General features: G+C 42.3%; 14 protein-coding genes and 1 pseudogene. 10 read left to right on the top strand and 5 right to left on the bottom strand.

The features are described from left to right. Positions 1-282: 282 nt before the first annotated feature. Positions 283-1,830 carry an arylsulfatase gene (locus A1QC_RS08920; protein ID WP_017023885.1) on the top strand — a complete coding sequence of 516 codons (1,548 nt, stop codon included), beginning with the start codon at positions 283-285 and terminating at the stop codon, positions 1,828-1,830. A gap of 182 nt (positions 1,831-2,012) precedes the next feature. Beyond that, the gene (locus A1QC_RS08925; protein ID WP_017023886.1) at positions 2,013-3,002 is read left to right on the top strand and encodes an HAD family hydrolase; all 990 of its coding nucleotides are present in this window, start codon (positions 2,013-2,015) and stop codon (positions 3,000-3,002) included. Positions 3,003-3,073: 71 nt separating this feature from the next. On the opposite strand, the gene A1QC_RS08930 is transcribed toward A1QC_RS08925, so the two are convergent. Next, positions 3,074-4,249, bottom strand: a complete 1,176-nt coding sequence (locus tag A1QC_RS08930) for a YcbX family protein (protein WP_017023887.1) — start codon at positions 4,247-4,249, stop codon at positions 3,074-3,076. A gap of 178 nt (positions 4,250-4,427) precedes the next feature. Here A1QC_RS08930 and pyrC point away from each other — a divergent pair, with 178 nt between their 5' ends. Further along, positions 4,428-5,456 (top strand): dihydroorotase, encoded by a 1,029-nt coding sequence (gene pyrC, locus A1QC_RS08935; RefSeq protein WP_017023888.1) that lies wholly within the window; start codon positions 4,428-4,430, stop codon positions 5,454-5,456. Positions 5,457-5,547: 91 nt separating this feature from the next. Here the strand turns inward: pyrC and A1QC_RS08940 are convergent. Further along, positions 5,548-7,065, bottom strand: a pseudogene (locus A1QC_RS08940) (BCCT family transporter); the annotation flags it as partial. 1,022 nt (positions 7,066-8,087) lie between these two features. On the opposite strand from A1QC_RS08940, the gene A1QC_RS08945 reads away from it, so the two are divergent. Next, positions 8,088-11,246 carry a chitinase C-terminal domain-containing protein gene (locus tag A1QC_RS08945; protein WP_026025663.1) on the top strand — a complete coding sequence of 1,053 codons (3,159 nt, stop codon included), beginning with the start codon at positions 8,088-8,090 and terminating at the stop codon, positions 11,244-11,246. A gap of 125 nt (positions 11,247-11,371) precedes the next feature. On the opposite strand, the gene A1QC_RS08950 is transcribed toward A1QC_RS08945, so the two are convergent. Then, a complete protein-coding gene (locus A1QC_RS08950; protein ID WP_017023891.1) occupies positions 11,372-11,728 on the bottom strand; it encodes a RidA family protein in 357 nt (118 codons plus the stop codon). Between the two features lie 339 nt (positions 11,729-12,067). Between A1QC_RS08950 and proV the strand changes: the two genes are divergently transcribed. Genes proV through proX form a run of 3 tightly spaced genes read left to right on the top strand, consistent with a single transcriptional unit; the run spans position 12,068 to position 15,438 of the window. After that, positions 12,068-13,255 carry a glycine betaine/L-proline ABC transporter ATP-binding protein ProV gene (gene proV, locus A1QC_RS08955; protein WP_017023892.1) on the top strand — a complete coding sequence of 396 codons (1,188 nt, stop codon included), beginning with the start codon at positions 12,068-12,070 and terminating at the stop codon, positions 13,253-13,255. A 5-nt stretch (positions 13,256-13,260) separates the two neighbouring features. Beyond that, positions 13,261-14,403, top strand: coding sequence for a glycine betaine/L-proline ABC transporter permease ProW (gene proW, locus A1QC_RS08960; protein ID WP_017023893.1), 1,143 nt, complete (start codon positions 13,261-13,263; stop codon positions 14,401-14,403). 27 nt (positions 14,404-14,430) lie between these two features. Beyond that, the gene (gene proX / locus A1QC_RS08965) at positions 14,431-15,438 is read left to right on the top strand and encodes a glycine betaine/L-proline ABC transporter substrate-binding protein ProX (RefSeq protein WP_017023894.1); all 1,008 of its coding nucleotides are present in this window, start codon (positions 14,431-14,433) and stop codon (positions 15,436-15,438) included. Between the two features lie 124 nt (positions 15,439-15,562). Here the strand turns inward: proX and A1QC_RS08970 are convergent, their stop codons facing one another. Next, positions 15,563-18,433, bottom strand: a complete 2,871-nt coding sequence (locus tag A1QC_RS08970) for an alkaline phosphatase family protein (protein ID WP_017023895.1) — start codon at positions 18,431-18,433, stop codon at positions 15,563-15,565. Positions 18,434-18,648: 215 nt separating this feature from the next. Between A1QC_RS08970 and A1QC_RS08975 the strand changes: the two genes are divergently transcribed. Next, positions 18,649-19,140, top strand: coding sequence for a MarR family winged helix-turn-helix transcriptional regulator (locus tag A1QC_RS08975; protein WP_017023896.1), 492 nt, complete (start codon positions 18,649-18,651; stop codon positions 19,138-19,140). A 108-nt stretch (positions 19,141-19,248) separates the two neighbouring features. Here the strand turns inward: A1QC_RS08975 and A1QC_RS08980 are convergent, their stop codons facing one another. Then, complete coding sequence (locus A1QC_RS08980) at positions 19,249-19,725, bottom strand: MarR family winged helix-turn-helix transcriptional regulator (protein WP_026025666.1); 477 nt, start codon at positions 19,723-19,725, stop codon at positions 19,249-19,251. Positions 19,726-19,888: 163 nt separating this feature from the next. Here A1QC_RS08980 and A1QC_RS08985 point away from each other — a divergent pair, with 163 nt between their 5' ends. Both A1QC_RS08985 and A1QC_RS08990 read left to right on the top strand, forming a co-directional pair. Beyond that, positions 19,889-20,761, top strand: a complete 873-nt coding sequence (locus tag A1QC_RS08985; protein ID WP_017023898.1) for an EamA family transporter — start codon at positions 19,889-19,891, stop codon at positions 20,759-20,761. A gap of 16 nt (positions 20,762-20,777) precedes the next feature. Next, positions 20,778-21,371 carry an NADPH-dependent FMN reductase gene (locus tag A1QC_RS08990; RefSeq protein WP_017023899.1) on the top strand — a complete coding sequence of 198 codons (594 nt, stop codon included), beginning with the start codon at positions 20,778-20,780 and terminating at the stop codon, positions 21,369-21,371. The last annotated feature ends 52 nt before the right edge of the window (positions 21,372-21,423 follow it).

Below are 21,423 nucleotides of genomic sequence, written 5' to 3' on the forward strand. Positions count from 1 at the left end.
AAACATCATTAACATCAATGAAAAAGTACAAAAAGAACTTCTAATTCTGTAAGAATACACGAAGATATAAAAAATAATTTCCCTACAAGCCTTATAAATACTGACATCCACATCATAAAAGGGAAAATGTCACAACAACTTAATGACAATTACTAATAATTTATCTAACAATGGGTTACACTAATATTGATGATGGAAATAATTCCAAGATTTCTGCTTGGCGTTACTATATCTGAAGTTTTTTTACTTTAAATATTTATGGATAATTGCGCAGGAGGATTCATGCGTCCTATTTTAAAGAAAGCCTTAATATTAACTGGAGCGATTGCTTCATTTGGTACTTTCGCGGCAACAGATAAACCTAATATTTTAGTGATTATGGGCGACGATATTGGTCAAACCAACATTTCTGCCTATTCAATGGGTTTAGTGGGTTACCACACGCCTAATATCGACCAAATTGCTAAAGATGGTGTTATCTTCACCGATTATTACGCAGAACAAAGTTGTACTGCTGGTCGTTCCACCTTCATCACAGGTCAATCTACATTACGTACCGGTTTAGCCAAAGTTGGCTTGCCAGGTGCTGATGTTGGTTTACAAGATCGTGATGTCACCATTGCGCAACTATTAAAACCACTTGGCTACGCAACAGGCCAATTTGGTAAAAACCATTTGGGTGATCGCGATGAATTCTTACCAACAAAACATGGTTTTGATGAATTCTTTGGTAACCTCTACCACTTAAATGCGGAAGAAGAGCCTGAGCAACGTAACTACCCTCAAGATCCTGAGTTTAAAAAGAAATTTGGACCTCGCGGCGTAATCCATTCTTATGCTGATGGTAAAATTGAAGATACGGGTCCACTGACTCGTAAACGCATGGAAACCATTGACGAAGAAACCGTTTCAGCTGCAATGGATTTCATGGAAAAACAAGTAAAAGCAGATAAGCCTTTCTTTGTTTGGTGGAACGCCACTCGCATGCACTTCCGTACTCACGTAAAAGATGAGCATCGTGATAAGCCAGGCCTTAACTCTCGTACAGAATACGCTGACGGTATGATTGAGCATGATAACCAAGTTGGTGTCATTCTTAAGAAACTTGATGACCTAGGTGTTGCCGATAATACGATTGTATTATATACAACTGATAATGGCCCACATAAGAACACATGGCCTGATGCAGGTAATAGCCCATTCCGTAGTGAAAAAGTAACTAACTGGGAAGGTGCGTACCGTGTTCCTGCTATGATCCGTTGGCCTGGCCAGATCAAGCCTGGAAGCATTGCAAATGGCATCATTAGTGGTCTTGATTGGTTACCAACACTAACTGCAGCAGCTGGCGAAACTAAAGTTAAAGAAGAGCTACTTAAAGGTAAAAAAGTTGGTGATAAAACCTTTAAAGTTCACTTAGATGGTTATAACCAACTGCCTTACCTAACGGGTAAAGTAAAAGAATCTCCACGTAAAGAATTCTTCTACTTCAATGATGATGGCCAATTAGTTGGACTTCGTTATGAAAGCTGGAAGATTGTATTCATGGAGCAACGTACAAAAGGTACTTTAGCGTTATGGGCTGACCCATTCACGCCATTACGTACTCCTAAGCTATTCAACTTACGTTCAGACCCATATGAAGAAGCTGATGTGACTTCTAACACCTATTGGGATTGGGTGTTGGAGCGTGTGTACTTATACGTACCAGCACAAGCTTATGTGGCTAAATTCTTAGAAACATTTAAAGAATTCCCACCAAGCCAAAGCCCAGCGACGTTTAACCTAGATGACGTAATGAAGAAACTCTCAGAAACTCCAACTACTAAATAAAAATTGTAGTAAGTAGATCTAGACAAGAGTCGAACTATATAGGCCTACTACCCATAGTAGGCCTTTTTTATGATTCTTTTTACACATAACTGAAAGTTTCATTGAAATACATTCAATCAACAAGTATTAACCTAACTTGATGATATTTAATTGATATTCTTACCTGGCCTTAAGGATAAATTATGACACTATTACGGACATTAACATTGGCAGCCGTCGCTATGATGAGCCACCACGCTATCGCAAATAACACCGTTGATCCTTTACCTTCATGGAACGACACTGCAACGAAAAAAAATATCATTCAATATGTTCAGCAAATCACGGCACCTGATTCTAAGCAATTCATCCCGGTCAGTGACCGCATCGCCACTTTTGATAATGACGGAACCCTATGGGCTGAAAAACCTGTCTATTTTCAACTTTATTTCGCTTTAGATCAGATCAAAGCCCAAGCTAGCCAGCACCCAGAGTGGAAAACAGAAGAGCCTTTTGCATCCGCTCTAAAAGGTGATTTAGAAGGTATTAAGAAATCCGGTATGGAAGGTTTAATCAAGCTCGTAATGGCTAGCCACACAGGTATGTCAACCGAGCAATTTAGCGATTCTGTAAAAGATTGGGTCAAAACTGCCAAACATCCAACCACACAACGCCCATTTACTGACATGGTTTATCAGCCGATGTTAGAACTGCTTACCTACCTTCAGAATAACGATTTTAAAACTTATATCGTTTCTGGCGGTGGCGTTGACTTTATGCGCGCTTGGGCACCTGAAGTATATGGTATTCCCAAAGAACAAATTTTAGGCTCATCGGTCAAAACCCAATACGAAGTCGTTGATGGAAAACCAACCATCATGCGCTTACCTGAAATCAGCGTAAACAATGATAAAGCTCAGAAGCCATTAACGATTCAAACTTACATTGGTAAAAAACCAGTATTTGCCGCAGGTAACTCAGATGGTGATTTAGAGATGCTACAGTGGACAAAAACATCATCCTATTCAAGCATGTCATTATTGGTTCATCACACCGATGCAGAACGTGAATGGGCTTATGACAAAGATTCGGCTATCGGTCACTTAGAAAAAGCCCTTCCATTAGCCAAAAAAGATAACTGGACGGTTATTGATATGAAGAAAGACTGGGAACAAGTTTTTCCAAAACACTAAAAAGCAAACCCCGTTAGGGATAAACTTAACGGGGTTTAGTCATCAAATAATTCAAACATTAGTTAATCAAACTAACTCACCAATTCCACATCAGATTTTGGTACACAACAACAGGCTAAAACCTTACCTTCATCGATTTCACCAGGGAATAGCGCAGGCATATCAGGCTGATCCACTTTTCCAGATTCCAGTGTCATTTTGCAGGTGCCACAAAAACCAGAACGACAACTATTTGCGACCGGTACACCCGCCTTTTCAGCTTGTTCTAATAAGGTAGATTGGTTATCACCTTCAAACACATTACCATCAATACTAATGGTGATTTTCTTAACTGGTTCAACTTGAACAACATCTTGACTGGTATCAGCGTAATGTTCTTTTTCTTTGGTTTCGAGAATTTCAACTACATCACCGGCGCGGATCATGCCTTCATTTTTAGCAATCACATTCTGACCAAAAAATATCCCACCGGTTTCATCGGCGCGAAATTTCGATAGCGTATTCAGTGGTTCATTTTGCTCGCTACGCATTGCTGTCTTGGGATTCACCGTCGTTAACACACAACGCATGCACGGCTTGACCACTTCAAACTCAACCTCACCAATACGAAAACGCTTCCAAGTATCTTCTGCAAAAGCTTCCGTATCCGAAACCACAATGTTTGGGCGAAATTGCGCCATGACATGTTGCTTAGTTCCACGGCGATTTAATTCATCAAGAGAACCCTGAGAAATCAATAGCAGCGGGTAACCATCTGCGAAACTAACATTGGTTTGGATCTTTTCACGTTGTCGATTAGATTGCTCGCCAGAAAATAACAGCTGGGCTTTTTTACCCAAAATAAAGCTAAACCACTGGTTGGCTTCTTCTGTCGTTGAATACGCGGGAAAATTATCATTCCAGACTTGGCAATCAACATCTTCACGCTCAAAATCATCAAAACGAAGGTGTAGCGGTTGAGACTCTGGATAAGTCAGTACTAAACCATTGGCCGTTAAAGCAGCTTTAATTCGCACCATTTGATGATGCTCACGCGCGGTGATCATTCGACCATTAATATCCGCTACCATAAAGCGACGATCAAAGCTTAATCCTTGTTTTTCTACCCAAGATGATGACATTTGAATACCAGTAATCGATTTTACTGGATAAACGTTAATTTGCGCTAATGTGGCTTCTTGAAAAGGGTCTAAACCTAAAGTGGCTTCAATTTTGGCTAATTTTGCTTCTAAATCTGACTGACTCATCATCGCTCCATCGGATGTGGATAAATAGTTATGCTCAGAGAATACCAGAATTGACCGCTCAAACATAAGTGATAGGCAAGAAAATAAGATGAAAACTAGGGCTATTTCCTCTATTATTTCGCCCCATACGAAAGCGTTTGCGTTTTTTCAATAGTGATTGATTTATAAGGTAGGAACCATGACAACTTTGACCATTACACGCCCTGACGATTGGCATGTGCATTTACGCGATGGTGATGCACTAGCCAATACGGTAAAAGATATTAGCCGTTACAATGGTCGTGCTTTGATCATGCCAAATACGGTTCCACCAGTCACCAACCTAGAATTAGCATTGGCGTATCGTGAGCGCATCATGGCGCACAATCACAGCGAAACGTTTGAGCCTTTAATGTCGCTTTACTTAACCGATAACACCACGCCAGAAGACATTCGTGAAGCACACGCTTCTGGCAAAGTGGTTGCTTGTAAACTCTACCCTGCTGGCGCAACCACTAACTCTGATTCTGGTGTCACTGACGCAAAGAAAATCTACCCAGTATTAGAAACCATGGCTGAAGTCGGCATGCTATTGCTGATCCATGGCGAAGTCACCGCGCACGATGTGGATATCTTTGACCGTGAAAAAGCCTTCTTAGACACGGTGCTTGCCCCTATCGTGAACGACTTCCCACATTTAAAAATTGTTCTTGAGCACATTACGACTCGTGAAGCGGTAGAGTTTGTGAAAAAATCGGGCGATAACGTGGCGGCAACCATTACCGCGCACCACTTACTCTTTAACCGTAACCACATGCTGGTTGGCGGTATTCGCCCTCATTTTTATTGCTTGCCAATTCTAAAACGTGGAAGCCACCAGCAAGCTTTAATCGAAGCGGCAACATCTGGTAGCAAAAAATTCTTCCTAGGGACAGATTCCGCGCCACACGCTCAAGGCAAAAAAGAAACCGCTTGTGGTTGTGCAGGCTCTTACACTGCGCATGCTTCAATTGAATTGTATGCAGAAGTCTTTGATAAAGAAGGTAAGCTAGAAAACCTAGAAGCCTTTGCTAGCCACAATGGCCCAGATTTCTATAACCTTGCTCGTAACAGCGATACCATCACCATTGAAAAATCTGCATGGAATGTACCTGCAACCATGCCATTTGGCGATGATGTCGTCGTGCCGATCCGCGCGAATGAGCAAATAGAGTGGGCAGTGAAGTAAAAAAGATTTCAACTAAAGAGCAACATATTATAAAGCCGTGAAGCAAACATTTCCTTCACGGCTTTATATGTATTTCTAACTAAAAGAACGGCTAGCTAATACCTTGCTCTCTTGCCATTTTCTTTGCTATCTGCGGTGCATTCCACAAAGATGGCAGTAGGATAAAGGATACAGGTACCGCAGTAATCACAATAAACGACTGCAACGCGGATATTCCTCCTTCTCCTAATGAAATCAAGATAAGTGCCGTTACTCCCATCATCACACCCCAGAAGGTACGGATAAAGGCATTAGGTTCGGTTTCACCACTGATGACCACGCTAATGGTGTAAGTCATCGAATCTCCAGTCGTAACAATAAAAATCGTCGTTAAGATGATAAATAAAATCGACACTAACGTTGGCATTGGTAGTTGTTGAGTCACTGCCAATAAAGCACCCGGTAAATTGAAACCTTCAAATGCTGCACTGACACTGCCTGGATTTGAAATTTCAAACGCTAACCCACTACCGCCAATAATCGTAAACCAGAAGCAAGTTACGAGCGGTGCGACAACACTAATTGTGCAGATCAACTGACGGATCGTACGCCCACGGGAAATACGCGCAATAAAGATTGCCATCATAGGGCCGTAACCTAAGAACCACCCCCAAAAGAAAACCGTCCAGCCACTTAACCAACCTTCATCACCTCGATAAGTCGCCATTGGAATGAAGTTATCAATCATGGTACCGACACCTTGAATATAACCATTAAAAATGAAATTCGTCGGGCCAAAAATCAAAATATAAATCATTAAGATAACCGCCAAAATAACATTATAACGGCTGAGCATCTGCATTCCACGATTCAAGCCGCTCAATGCAGACAAGGTATAAAGTGCAATCGCAAACAACACAATGATCATCTGAGTCGTAAAGCCATCAGGAATCCCAAACAATTCATTTAATGCATAGCTAATCTGTAATCCAAGAAAGCCAATCGGCCCAATGGTGCCAGCTGCAACGGCGATAATGCAGCAAGCATCAATCAGTGCCCCAGTGTGGCCTGTTAACGCGCGATCACCCAGCACAGGATAAAGCAAGGTTCTAGGCTTAAGCGGCAGACCTTTATCATAATGTAGGTGCATTACCACAATCGTAGTTAAGCTACCAACTATTGCCCACGCTAAAAAACCCCAATGCATAAATGATTGCGATAATGCATTAATAGCACGCTGTTGAATATTGTCCGTTGCAGCATAAATAGGTGGAGCACTCACGAAGTGCGCAATAGGTTCTGCCGCAGCCCAAAAAACACCACCGCCAGCCAATAGAGTACAAAATAAAATGGCCATCCAACGGAAGTTTGGTAGTTCAGGTGTATCAGTACCACCTAAGATCACTCGACCAGTTCGGCCTATCGCCAATGCCAATCCAATGAGAAAAGTAAGAAGTAGTAAAACTTGCCAATAAGGCCCGAATACTTTTACTGACCAAGCAAAGCCAGTATTAACAAGGGAAGATAGCACTTGGCCATCAAATAACGCGAGGGTAACAAAAAGAGCAATAAAGCCACCACTGTACCAAAAAGCAGGATTGGTTAGGCCAAGCTTATCTGAAGTGGTTTCTTGTCGTGGAGGCTTAAGGGTTTTGGTATAACTATCTAGAAAATTTGTTAAATCAGACATTCTGACTCCAATTTTTCTTTGCATGTTTTAATTAGCTTTTTTGCTATTACATAACAAAGATGTATTTACACCCGTTGTCATCCTTTCCAAACAGGTAGCGCGCCGCTAGGGTATAGGTTTGCAGCATAACTTCAACCCGATCACTAACAAGCAAGCCGTTGTAAAATAGGATTAATTAATATGAAACCACCTAACATTTACATGATAAATAAATAAAATCCGACCTATAAAACATTGATATTAGTCACATAAAAATGAAATTAAGTGTCACAAAAAGAAAGGAGAAACTCGTTTAGAAGACACTCAAATTATCAATCTCATTAAATTAAAGAAATCACAGCAATAATAGATATTTTAATAACATTTACCGTCACGTTTACAGATAAAACCAACAACATGAACATATTTTAATCAAACAGTTTCAGTTACACTCAATCGAACAAAAAAAACACAAATCATAAGATCAACACTTTTCTTAATTAATGAGATATTTCAGCCGTTCACAACTTTCAACATAATTTTAATTGAGAAAAATGTTTGTATTTTAATCAAATCGACCCTTTATCCAGATTAATCTTACTCGACATATCACTTTAGAACCCTTCACCCCATCAACAAGGATATAAGACATAAATTTCGTTAATAACGCAAATTTATAGCCATACACCCCAAATTAATAAGAAAATTCAGAGTATTAATCCTTAAATTTGCAATGTCATCACTAAGTCAAAAACAGCCTTCGCATACAAACTTCACCGTATTGTTACATGTTACATTGCAAATTTTTCGAGTCAGTGTGGAATTTTCATAAAATTACAGTGTGTATTATATCAATTATTCTACAGTTGTTTTTCGAGAGAACTTAAGTTAGTCCTTAAGATCACTTAATAAATCCAATAATTTATTCACCATAAAAACCATGATCTATGTGAATAGAAACAATACATTAGGGATAATTTATTATGAAGAAAAGTCGAATGGAAATTGGCAAAAACGCCTTTAGACTGAGTACGTTAACCGCATCTTGCATGATGGCATTCAGCAGTTATGCAGCGGTTGATTGTGGCCCATTAGATGAGTGGGATACTGCTGCCGTCTATAACGGTGGAGCTAAAGTACAACAAGAAGGCAGCGCATACAGCGCGAAATATTGGACCCAAGGCAACAGCCCGAAAGATGCTGGTGAGTGGGGTGCATGGAAATATCTTGATACTTGTTCTGGCGCGGTTGAAGTTAACCAATCACCAACCACAGCATTAACATCACCAGTCGCTGCTGCCGATATTACTGAGGGTGATGTGGTAACACTTGCCGCTACTGCGAATGATAGTGATGGCACAATAGCGCGCGTTGATTTCTTAGTCGATGGAACAGTGATTGCTCAGGCCACAAGCGCACCTTTCACCGCTTCTTGGACAGCGGTATCAGGCTCACATACTTTCAGCTCGGTGGCTTACGACAATGAAGGCGCTACCAGCACACAAAGTAGTGTTGCTGTTGAAATTAAAGCGGCACAAACCGATGCTAACCAAGCACCGACAGTATCTGTTACGCTTTCTTCGGCTAGCGTGAATGTTGGCGACGTTGTTACATTAAGCGCAACCGCTGCTGACAGTGACGGAACGATTGATAAAGTCGACTTCTATGTTGCTGGTTCTTTGGTGGGTACAACTGCTTCTGCTCCTTACACCCTTGATTACACCACCACACAAGCAGGTTCTGTTTCTGTTTTTGCAAAAGCTACCGATAATGAAGGCGCTACGTCACAATCTGCGACCGCTTCATTAAAAGTCATCAGCGATGTTCCTACTGCGGCAACCTGTCACCCTGATGGTTTATACCAAACAGAAGGCGTGAATGTTCCTTATTGTGATAACTACGATGAAGAAGGTCGTGAACTCATGGGCGCTGATCACCCTCGTCGTGTGATCGGTTACTTCACAAGCTGGCGTTCAGGTGATAACGATCAAGCTACTTACCTTGTAAAAGATATTCCTTGGGAACAATTAACTCACATTAACTATGCATTCGTGAGCATTGGTTCAGACGGTAAAGTCAACGTTGGTGATGTCAATGATCCAAATAACGCAGCCGTTGGTAAAACATGGCCGGGTGTTGATGTCGATCCTGAGCTTGGCTTCAAAGGTCACTTTGGCGCACTTGCTACTTACAAAAAACGTTATGACGTTAAAACCATGATCTCAATTGGTGGTTGGGCTGAAACCGGCGGCCACTTTGCTGATGATGGATCTCGCGTCGCTGACGGTGGTTTTTACACCATGACCACCAATGCTGATGGTTCAATCAACCATGCTGCGATTGAAAAATTTGCCGATTCTGCGGTTGAATTAATCCGTAAATACCAATTCGATGGTATCGACATCGATTACGAATACCCAACATCAATGGCAGGTGCGGGTAACCCATACGATAAAGACTTCATGGAACCACGTCGTGAGCACCTATGGGCTTCATACCAAGTACTAATGAAGGTTCTACGTGAGAAATTGGATCGCGCAGCCGCTGCCGATGACAGTTACTACATGCTAACCATCGCAGCGCCATCTTCAGGTTATCTACTACGCGGTATGGAAACCTTTGATGTCACTAAATACCTAGATTACGTCAACATCATGTCTTACGACTTACACGGTGCATGGAATGATCACGTTGGTCACAATGCAGCCTTGTTTGATACAGGTAAAGATTCTGAGCTTGCGCAGTGGAATGTATACGGTACGGCGGCGTATGGCGGTATGGGTTACCTCAATACCGACTGGGCTTACCACTACTTCCGTGGATCTATGCCAGCAGGTCGAATCAATATCGGTGTGCCTTACTACACTCGTGGTTGGCAAGGCGTAACCGGTGGTGATAACGGCTTATGGGGTCGCGCAGCACTTCCTAACCAAGCAGAATGTTCTGAAGGAACTGGTGAAGGTGAGAAGAATAACTGTGGTTATGGCGCAACCGGTATCGACAACATGTGGCACGATACCGATCCAAAAGGCAATGAAATGGGCGCAGGCTCTAACCCAATGTGGCACGCTAAAAACCTAGAAAAAGGCATTTGGGGTTCTTACGCTGAAGCTTACGGTTTAGATTCAACGAATCCAGAGGATCAGCTAATTGGTACTTACACTCGTCATTATGACAGTGTAGCGGTAGCACCATGGTTATGGAATGCTGACAAAAAAGTCTTCTTATCAACCGAAGATAAAGAGTCTATTACTACCAAAGCAGCATACGTCGTCGACCAAGGTATTGGTGGTATCATGTTCTGGGAATTAGCAGGCGATTATAACTGTTATGTTCTAGATGCGAACGGTAAACGTACTAGCGTCGATGCAACTGAACAAGCTTGTGCTTCTGGTAACGGTGAATACCACATGGGTAACACGTTGACTAAAACCATCTACGATGAATTCAAGTCAGCGGCGCCTTACGGTAATAAAGTCGCAACAACAGCGATGCCAGATCAAGTGGTCGATATCACGGTAAGCGTGGGCGGATTTAAAGTGGGCGATCAAAACTACCCAATCAATCCAAAAGTCACCTTCACCAACAATACTGGTCAAGATATCCCGGGCGGAACCGAATTCCAGTTCGATATCCCAACCTCTGCGCCAGATACGGCCAAGGATCAATCAGGTGGTGGTTTAGCTGTGATAAGCTCTGGTCATACTCGCGCCGATAACATTGGTGGTTTGGATGGTGTTATGCACCGCTTAGCCTTTACTCTACCAGCTTGGAAAGCTCTACCAGCAGGTGAAAGCTATGAACTGGATATGGTGTACTACCTACCAATTTCTGGCCCTGCAAACTACACCGTGAATATTAACGGTGTGGATTACGGCTTTAAGTTTGAGCACCCAGAACTGCCGGTTGCGGTTATTGAAGCAGGTACTGGCGGTGGCGACACTGGTGGCGGTGACGCAACCTGTGATAGTGCAGGCCTAGTTACCTACCCAGACTTCCCTCAAAAAGATTGGGCAGGTAATCCAAGCCATGCCAACCAAGGTGATAAAGTCATCAATAATGGTGTGATTTATCAAGCAAACTGGTGGACATCATCAGAGCCTGGTAACAATGCAGACTGGACAACTGTTTGTACTTTGTAAAATAAACCTTAACTTGTAATGATAAACGCACGTCAAATGACGTGCGTTTTTTTATGTGTGTTTTATAAAAAATAGTTGGCGTTATCATTATTGAAATGATTTAAAAACCAGAATCTATATACAATTTACGCGGTCTTTAACGCCGCAGTAACGATCAATTCAACTTTCAACTCAGGGCGTGCAAGTTTCGCTTCACCACAAGCGCGAGCAGGGGCAAAACCTTCCTCAAAAAACTCATCCCACACAGCATTCATTTCTTGAAAATCAGCCATATCAGAAAGCCACACTATCGTCTGTAAAACATGCTGCTTATCTGATCCCGCTTCCGCCAATAACACTTCCACACGACGTAAAGCTTCCGCCGTTTGTTCAGCCACACTGGTTCCGGCAACACCCACTTGGCCACATAAGTAAACCGTTTCATTGTGAATCACAATTTTGCTCATACGTTGATTGGTTTGTTGGCGTTGAATAATGGTCATGTTGTTCTCCTAAAAATGGATTAAGTCATAAAATAATTGAGCACAGAATACCTGAATGATGAAAGCATTAACACTACGTCCAATCCCACTTGTTAACCCGCTAATGACATAAAACTTTCACCTAAGTCTCGACTTGTTCCTACAATGAATATTTAAACTTATATATCAATTAATTGCCTTTAAATCCCCCTCTTAAAATCCTACCCGAAGCCAACTTAAACTCATGTACTTATCTAGCCTTAACTTTGCATTTACACTATAAATTGTTTAGAGTACTAAACAATTCACAAGGTAATGAAGTTGACACTTTGTGAAATTTTAGCCAAGGATGCTTAAAACATGACAACAAAGTTAGAAGTAAAAAACCTCTATAAAGTGTTCGGTGAAACACCAGATGAGGCCTTTGCCCTCCTAGAAAAAGGCTTAGATAAAGATGAAATCTTTGATAAAACGGGCTTAACCGTTGGCGTGAAAGATGTCTCTCTTTCAATTAATGAAGGTGAAATTTTTGTCATTATGGGCCTATCTGGCTCAGGTAAATCTACTTTAGTTCGCTTGCTTAATCGCTTGATTGAACCCACCAAAGGCCATGTGTATTTAAACGGCCAAGACATTGCCGCTATTTCCGATGAAGCATTACGCACCGTTCGTCGTAATAATATCAGTATGGTTTTCCAAAACTTCGCCCTAATGCCTCACATGAGCGTGATTGAAAACGCCGCGTTTGGTCTTGAATTAGCTGGCGTTGATTTGGACAAACGTAATGATGCCGCTCGAAATGCGCTTGCTCGAGTTGGCTTGGAAAATCAATGTGAATCTTACCCAGATGAACTTTCTGGCGGGATGAAGCAACGCGTTGGACTGGCTCGCGCCTTAGCCACCGACCCAGATATTCTCTTAATGGATGAAGCCTTTTCGGCGCTCGATCCCCTTATCCGTACTGAAATGCAAGATGAACTGATTCGTTTACAAAACGATGATCGCCGTACCATTGTCTTCATTTCGCACGATCTAGATGAAGCCATGCGTATTGGTGACCGTATCGCCATTATGCAAGATGGTGTGGTGGTGCAAGTCGGCACACCGGATGAAATCTTACAAAACCCAGCCAATGATTATGTTGAATCATTCTTTAGTGGCGTAAACGTTGCTGATGTGTATTCCGCTAAAGACATTGCGCGTAAGAAACCGTCAGCAGTTTTCAAGAAAGGCGAAACCGATGGCCCTGCTGCTGCATTGCAAATTCTCTCTGATCACGACCGAGACTACGGTGTTGTGGTCGACAAAGCCAACAAGTACGCCGGTATCGTATCGGTAGACTCTCTAAAAGATGCCTATAAAGAACATCGTCCTTTAAGCACGGCACTTTTAGCAGACGCCATTTCTTTGCACGCCGATACGCCAGTCAGTGAACTCATAAGCAAAGTGGCAGATGTACCTTACGCGGTACCAGTGGTGTCCGATGATGGCACCTACCACGGGGTGATCACCAAAACGCGCCTGCTTCAAACTTTAGATAGAGAGTAATCATTATGACAACCGAATCAACCGTAACTCAAGAGAGCGCCACTCAAGCCGCTACTTCTGAACCGTGGGCTTCAAGTACCGTGTCGGCAGCGGATTCTTCCGACCCATGGGCTTCAACTACAGCATCAAGTTCAGCCGATCCTTGGTCTACCACCAGCTCGGCAGACAGCGCCAGTTCATGGCTTAGCGATGCCCCAACACAGCCCATTGATCAAAGCATTGATTGGGTTCACCCATTTAAAGATGCAGTGATCCCATTTGATCATTGGGTAGAAAGTGGATTGAACTGGTTAGTGGAACATGGCCGCCCTGTTTTTCAAGCCATTCGTGTACCAATCGACTTTATCCTAACCTCATTCCAAACCGCATTAGTGTCCACACCTTCGCTCATTATGATGGCGATTTTAGTGTTAATTGCGTGGCAACTCGCCGGTAAGAAAATGGGCGTTTCAACCCTTATTTCTTTAGCCGTGATCGGTTTTATTGGCGCATGGTCAGAGGCGATGGTGACCCTATCATTAGTGCTAACCTCAGTCTTTTTCTGCTTATTGATTGGTCTGCCGATGGGGATCTGGCTCGCCAGAAGTGATTCTGCCGCCAAAATCATTCGACCAATTTTAGATGCCATGCAGACCACTCCCGCTTTTGTGTACTTAGTGCCAATTGTGATGTTGTTTGGTATCGGTAATGTTCCGGGGGTGGTGGTGACCATCATTTTCGCCCTACCACCCATTGTGCGTTTAACCATTTTAGGTATTCAACAAGTGCCTGAAGAACTCATCGAAGCCGGTCATTCATTTGGCGCTAGCCCAAAACAAATGCTGTATCGCATTCAATTGCCACTGGCTACACCAACCATTATGGCGGGTGTGAACCAAACCTTAATGCTGTCGCTGTCTATGGTGGTGATCGCATCAATGATTGCGGTTGGTGGTTTAGGGCAAATGGTATTACGAGGCATTGGTCGATTAGACATGGGCTTAGCTGCTGTTGGTGGTTTAGGGATTGTTATCTTAGCCATTTTATTAGACCGATTAACCCAAACCATTGGCGTTGCTGCGCGTGATAAGAAAACACGTTGGTATGAAACCGGCCCAGTCTCATTAATTTACAAGCTAACCAACAAAAACAAAACTGCAACTTCTTAAACATTGATTCAATAACAAGGAGATATTATGAATAACTCACGGATGAAAACGTTACTGTCGACCACTCTCTTGGCCTCTTCAGTCACTTTCACTGTTCAAGCGACAGACTTACCGGGAAGCGGTAAAACCGTTCAACCAATCCAGTCGACGGTTGCCGAAGAAACCTTCCAAACATTAATCGTTAATAAAGCGATGGAAGCATTAGGTTACACCGTTGAACAAACCAAAGAAGTCGACTACAACGTCGGTTACACATCGATTGCCAATGGTGATGCGACTTATCTTGCGGTTAACTGGGCACCACTTCATAAAGACAAATATCAACAATCTGGTGGTGATGATAAATTTTATCGCCAAGGTGAGTACATCACAGGCGCTGCTCAAGGTTACTTAATCGATAAGAAAACCGCCGACAAATACAGCATTACCAACATCGGCCAGTTAAAAGATCCTAAAATCGCTAAGTTATTTGATTCTAACGATAACGGTAAAGCGGATTTAACCGGTTGTAATCCTGGCTGGGGTTGTGAAGCCGTCATCGAACACCAAATGAAAGATTTTGGTTTAGAGGCCACCGTCGATAACAACCAAGGTAACTATGCCGCGATCATTGCCGATACCATTTCTCGTTATAAAAATGGCGAATCGATTCTGTATTACACATGGACCCCTTATTGGGTCAGTGGCGTATTGGTTCCGGGAAAAGATGTGGTGTGGCTAGAAGTACCACATTCATCATTACCGGGTGATCGCAGCGGTATTGATACCACGCTACCCAATGGTAAAAACTACGGTTTCCAGATGAACAGCATGCGCATCGTGGCAAACAAACAATTTGCTGAAGAAAACCCAGCAGCGGCAAAACTGTTTTCAATTATGAAGCTGAACATCAATGATGTGAGTGCTGAAAACTTGATGATGCAAAAAGGCCAAAACAAATCACAAGATATCGAGGCTCATGCTAACGCTTGGATTAAAGCTCACCAAAAACAATTTGATGCGTGGATTGCGGCAGCAAAAGCAGCTGCAAAATAATTTAGTACTGACTTTAGGGTAAATAACCTTTCAATCCTAAACCATAACCAAAAAGTGCCCCAATACTTTCCTAAGCATTGGAGCACTTTTTATTTCTGCAGATAAACCTCAAAACTGGGAAAACTCACTTTTGAAGTAACTTTAATAGTGAAGGATAACCCCAACCATCTCGACCAACGTTTACTTCTTCTCCGGTTAAATATTCATACAACGTCGGTGCAAGCGATCCATTATCAACCGCGCCTAAGCGTATTTTTGGCTGCATACCTTCCTTCCAAAAACCAATGAACGCATCTTTTTCTAGATAAGTTTCCCCTGCATGACGACCAGGAACCAATGTGTTGTAACCAAAGCCATCTTTTGGAAATAAATTGACGGTGCCCGCTCGATCATCTTCATATAAATGCACCAGTTGCATCACAGAATCCGGTCGATTACTCATAGCCGTAAGTTCACGCCATTGCTGAGCAATACAGCCCTCTTCGCTCATGCATGTTTGCATCAAGGTTTTCTTTCGATTTACTTGCTCGCTGGTTAATGGCTTTTTATAAGGATTAAATTGATCAACTGATAAAAGTTGAGGTTCGTCTTTTTTATCTGCGGATAGATAGGTAATATGCTCGCCCATTCGAGTGATCACTTCATGACGAATTTTACCATTTCGGTAACCTACAACACTCACCGCACAGTGTTCAGCCGTACAATCGGACTTTCTCACCACTAAGTAATCTAATGACTCACGCAAGCGGTACGCAATTTCATCAATCATATTAATCGGCTTACCTCCTGAAATCGGCGTAAACTTAGTCAATTCTTGATAAAGCGGTTGTACCTTCCATCCACGATCTGAATTAAAAAAATCCATCATATAATTGCCACCAGCGGTCGATGCGATCACCACATCCACACCTTTATTACTGGGAAAATGCAACGCATTGGTAATTTTGGGGCCTTCTCCTTCATCAGAGGATATTTTTAACACCTTAAGCTCAACACCTTCTTGCTTCAGACCTTCAAATACCACCGCTTCGGGGCTAAGCGTATAGTGAACCGCAGACAATCCATGATCCCCTGCCATACCCCACAAAGTCTGTTGGCTTATCCCTGCTTGCTTATATACTCCATCCAACTGCCCTAACCAGAAATCTAACCGGTTAAGCTCTCCGGTTGGATTAATGATTTCATCACCAAACGGCCCTTTAAAATGGGCAAAGTGATCGGGCCATGGGTTGTACATCAATAAATAATCGGGCATCGCTTGTTCGTTCAAGCTTGCTAACTCTTTTATTTGATCCTTTAACACACCTTTTTGGCTGATTTTAGTCAATAGACGCCAATCACTAAGAGTTTGATAGGCTTGAATTTCATTGATTAAATCTAAGCGTTTTTGCTCAACAATAGGTTCCACTTTAGCTCGTTGTTGTAATTCTAATAAACAGCGTTGTTCACCAAAATCACGAATGGATTCACCAAGACCTAAATTAACCAAAGCATCAAAGCTTAATTGCGCATTCCAATCATATTGAGCATTACAATTAATGGTTTTTAAATAACCTAAACGATCAAACATGGTCTTCATACCACGCTGTTCCGTTAAGGGCTCTAGCTGCAAGGCGTCATTTCCGAAAAAATAATAAGCCCGATCTTGCTGCCTATCGACAAAATGAAAGTTCGGAATACCGGTTCCACCTTTGCCCGACACCGCTGCTCCTGTTTTCACTATCGGTAAATTACGTACACTGATCGTTGGAGTCGATGAAATGCCATCACTGGCAATGCCATTTTCATGCAATTGATATAACCGCTTAAAAAACGGTAAATATTTAGGATCCTGCTCACCTTGATCGACAAGTTGATTCAAAAATTGGTGCTTAGGATCATGTTCAGGTTTACCTGTCGCACTGCTTGGTTTGAACGCTTTAAAGACTTTATCTTGCTTTAATGCTTGATGTAGGTAAGGGCTGTTTTTAGACTGAGATAAGCCTTCCATTAAACCTTGGCTTAAGCCATCCACCACAATTTGCACAGCTCTTGGCCGGTTCTGACGTGATTGCAAATAACGAACTAACTCATCAGGATTACTGTCTAGCTTGTCTTGCATCCACTCAGTAAACACTTCAGCTCGTTGAGTCGGCTGAACATATTGACGATAAGCCTTTAAGACATTCATTCGCACAAAGTCAATTAAAGTGATAGTGAGCGCTTGCGCTTTATTATTGACTTTGTTTTTATTGGCAGGCTTACCCTCTTCCAAAATGGCATCCATTGCCGCTCGCATCTCACCTTGGGGCATGCTTTGAGCGTATTTGGCGAGCTCTCCCATCAGCAAAGATTGAACATGATCGACAGTGGCTTGATCTTTTGCTGAATTGGTTAAGTATTGATAGTGATCCGGCAGAGATTTCGCTAACTCCCAATCATCGTTGTTAAACAGCTCATCGTAAATACTCACCAACATAGCGAAAAACTGGCGATTCATGGCAAAACCTTCACGACGCTCCACATCATCGCTAGGCTGATCGGCATCCGTTATTTGAGTTTTTTCATCATCTAAACGAAAAAGGCTATGCTGCCATCGGGCTAATTGATCGGCAGTATAATTGTTTAGTAGATACTGTCGAAATTGATCTTCATTGTCTGCGCGGCTGTATTGATCATAAAAAACGTAAAGAAAATGCCCTAAAGCGATACTATAAAATGGATTAGAAAGGCGTTGTATCACTCTGTTTTTAGTTTCAAGATCAAGAGGAAGAGTCAGAATATAGGCATCTAATGTCATACCGGCAATAGTAAATGCCGTGACATCTCTTCCCGCAGAGATAGTCGTATCAAACTGATTTAAAATATTATTTTTTACTAACGTGCCACTGTAATACAGCGGTGCAATAACCGGAATTTTCGAGATGCTGTCAGCCAGAACGGTCGTTGCATGAAAGCCAATCACACTGGTGGCAATGCATACACTGAGTGATCTCTTTTTTATGGTTGGCTTCATTTCTTTATTCCTTTAAGTTTTGTACAATATCGCTCGTCCATGATCGCTTAATTTACACACAAATGCATAAATCATGGGCATTCTTTGAGGGTATATCGCCTTTCACTCACACTTAACGTAAAGAATACCCACATTTTTAATATTTCATTGTACTTTTCCCTTTGCGAATAAAGACAGATGGGTTACTTTTCACGTCTTCACTATGGGGGCAAAACATGGACAAACATGAAGAAGTTCTGATCGCAATTCGTCAGATCATTCGCGCGATCGATTTACACTCACGTAAGCTTAATAAAGAACTGGGATTAACCGGCCCTCAGTTACTTCTTATGCGCTCAATTCGTGATTCTGGTGAAGTGACGATTCGTCAATTATCATCAAATACCAATATGAGCCAAGCAACAGCAACGACCATCATCGATCGCATCGAAAAGCGTGGTTTAGTGAAACGTCACCGTAGCCAATTAGATAAGCGCAAGGTACATGCTTATTTAACCGAAGAAGGTGCCGAGTTGCTAGAAAAAGCACCGTTACCACTACAAGATCACTTTATTCAGCGTTTTCAAAATCTAGAAAGTTGGGAACAATCGTTATTGCTTTCATCAGTACAACGCATTTCAGCTATGATGAACGCCGATGATCTGGATGTGGCACCACTATTAGAAGTCGGTAATATTGCGCATCACCAAGGCACGCCAAGCAGCTAAGTTGAATTAAACTTCACAAACAAACCCTGCCAAGGGCAATATTTTACGTAAATACATACCTAAGAATAAAAGGTAGTGACTCCGAAGCGAGCACTACCTTTTTGATTTTTAATTCCCTCCAAGTTTCTTCAACAGCATCGCCAATTGATCTCGCTCCGACTTGTCTAATGGTGACAGCATGCTCTCCATATTGTCTACATGCTCACTCACAACAGGATCAATTAAAGCTATGCCTTTTTCTGTTAACTCAACTTGGCAACTGCGGCGATCTTCTTCACTCGCAAGGCGCTGTAACAAGCCTCGCTGCACTAAAGATTCAATACGAGTGCTCATCACGCCCGATGATAGCATCAGCGTTTGATATAGCTCTGTTGGGGTCAGTGGTGCTTGGCTACGACGTAATGTGGCAAGAATATCAAACTCAATCGAGCTTAATTGATGCTGCTTAAACACCACTTCCATCTGTTTTTTCCACTGCTCACTGGTGCGTCGAACACGGCCAACCACCCCCATGCTTGAGCAATCAAGCTCTGGTCGCGTTTTTAACCACTGCTGCAAAATCGTATCAACTTGATCTTTCATCATCCAACCTCGAAAGTAACTTTTAAAAAAGATACTTGATTAAAACACAAACATCCATTACTTTAATAAAAGTATCTTTTGAAAGAGATACTTTTATTAAAGCTTTATTCTTTTTCATTTCATTGAATAAACGCCTTGTCGAAACCACAGATCGAAGGAAAGAAAGATGTCTAGAATGGGATTATTATTGCTGTTAGTCACTACCGCACTTGCCCCAATCATTTGGGGAAGCACTTATATTGTGACCAGCGAACTGCTGCCACCCAACAGCCCATTAATGGCTGCGCTTATTCGAGCACTCCCCGCTGGCATGTTATTAGTGATTGCCACTCGCACAATGCCAAAAGGAAATTGGTGGTTGCGCATTGCGCTATTAGGTTTCCTAAATATCGGCTTCTTTTTCTATTGTCTTTTTTATGCCGCCACTTACCTGCCCGGTGGTATGGCGGCGTTAGTTATGTCTAGCCAAGCTCTCATGGTGATCGCCCTTAGTCGCTGCTTACTTGGCAGCACATTAACCCTACATCATGTCATTGCAGGCTCAGTGGGCATTGTTGGTATTGGTTTACTGGTATTGAATAACAATGCAGAGCTCAGTCACTCTGGAATGGCTATCGCACTACTCGGAACTTTAAGTATGGCGCTTGGCGTCGTGCTCACCAAAAAATGGGGACGTCCGAAAGGGATGAGTTTGCTCGGTTTCACTGGCTGGCAACTACTCTTTGGCGGCTTAATGTTAGCTCCGGTAGCATTATCCATTGAAGGCATTCCAAGCAACATGACTCTCAGCAATGTATTTGGCTACCTTTACCTTGGCATGATCGGCGCAATTGTGGGGTACTTCTTATGGTTTCGCGGCATCGAAAAATTGCCCGCTATTTCCATCTCATTTTTGGGCTTTCTGAGCAGTGTCTCTGCGTGCGTACTCGGATATGCCTTTTTACAACAAACCTTTACTTCAACTCAATTGATTGGCGCGATAGCGATATTCGCCTCCATTATTTTAAGTAATCAGAAACCAAAACCAATCACTCACTAAATAACAGGAATTCACTATGAAACTGACTATTGTATCTGGCAGCCAAAGACCACAATCTCAAAGTTTAAACGTCGCCCATGCATTAAAGCAATTGGCACACTCACAGTTCAACGATATTACCATCTTAGATCTCCATCAATTAGATTTACCTTTTTGGAATGAAGGTGTGTGGAACGGTGGCGAAGAATGGCAACAATGGGAGCCGATTAAAGAGCAACTGTCTCAATCTGATGCTTTTATCTTTATTACGCCCGAATGGCATGGAATGGCAACACCGGCACTAAAGAACTTTTTATTACTCACGACCGATCAAGAACTGGCGCATAAACCCGCCTTACTGGTCAGTGTTTCAGCTAGCATAAATGGCGTTTATCCTATCAGTGAATTACGAATGACAGGCAATAAAAATAACCATGTTTGCTTCTTACCTGATCATCTTATTTTCCGAGAGATTGATTCTCTGTTAAGCGAAGATTTAGCCATCATTGACGCTCATTTTCTTGAGCGATGCGAATACACTTTACAACTATTATCTGGATACGCTCATGCACTCTCCCCCATTCAGCGAGATATGTTACCGCTAGGCAAGCCCTTTAGGTATGGGATGTAAATGGTAGTGAGGCTACAATTTCAAACAAACAAGGTATACTGTCCCCAACAAA

The organism is Vibrio rumoiensis 1S-45, from assembly GCF_000286955.2.
Taxonomy (GTDB): domain Bacteria; phylum Pseudomonadota; class Gammaproteobacteria; order Enterobacterales; family Vibrionaceae; genus Vibrio; species Vibrio rumoiensis_A.

Excerpts from the sequence above, each read along its gene's own strand:
- A1QC_RS08920 (WP_017023885.1), top strand. The coding sequence starts at position 283 with ATGCGTCCTATTTTAAAGAAAGCCTTAATATTAACTGGAGCGATTGCT.
- A1QC_RS08925 (WP_017023886.1), top strand. The coding sequence starts at position 2,013 with ATGACACTATTACGGACATTAACATTGGCAGCCGTCGCTATGATGAGC.
- A1QC_RS08930 (WP_017023887.1), bottom strand. The coding sequence starts at position 4,249 with ATGAGTCAGTCAGATTTAGAAGCAAAATTAGCCAAAATTGAAGCCACT.
- pyrC (WP_017023888.1), top strand. The coding sequence starts at position 4,428 with ATGACAACTTTGACCATTACACGCCCTGACGATTGGCATGTGCATTTA.
- A1QC_RS08945 (WP_026025663.1), top strand. The coding sequence starts at position 8,088 with ATGAAGAAAAGTCGAATGGAAATTGGCAAAAACGCCTTTAGACTGAGT.
- A1QC_RS08950 (WP_017023891.1), bottom strand. The coding sequence starts at position 11,728 with ATGACCATTATTCAACGCCAACAAACCAATCAACGTATGAGCAAAATT.
- proV (WP_017023892.1), top strand. The coding sequence starts at position 12,068 with ATGACAACAAAGTTAGAAGTAAAAAACCTCTATAAAGTGTTCGGTGAA.
- proW (WP_017023893.1), top strand. The coding sequence starts at position 13,261 with ATGACAACCGAATCAACCGTAACTCAAGAGAGCGCCACTCAAGCCGCT.
- proX (WP_017023894.1), top strand. The coding sequence starts at position 14,431 with ATGAATAACTCACGGATGAAAACGTTACTGTCGACCACTCTCTTGGCC.
- A1QC_RS08970 (WP_017023895.1), bottom strand. The coding sequence starts at position 18,433 with ATGAAGCCAACCATAAAAAAGAGATCACTCAGTGTATGCATTGCCACC.
- A1QC_RS08975 (WP_017023896.1), top strand. The coding sequence starts at position 18,649 with ATGGACAAACATGAAGAAGTTCTGATCGCAATTCGTCAGATCATTCGC.
- A1QC_RS08980 (WP_026025666.1), bottom strand. The coding sequence starts at position 19,725 with ATGATGAAAGATCAAGTTGATACGATTTTGCAGCAGTGGTTAAAAACG.
- A1QC_RS08985 (WP_017023898.1), top strand. The coding sequence starts at position 19,889 with ATGTCTAGAATGGGATTATTATTGCTGTTAGTCACTACCGCACTTGCC.
- A1QC_RS08990 (WP_017023899.1), top strand. The coding sequence starts at position 20,778 with ATGAAACTGACTATTGTATCTGGCAGCCAAAGACCACAATCTCAAAGT.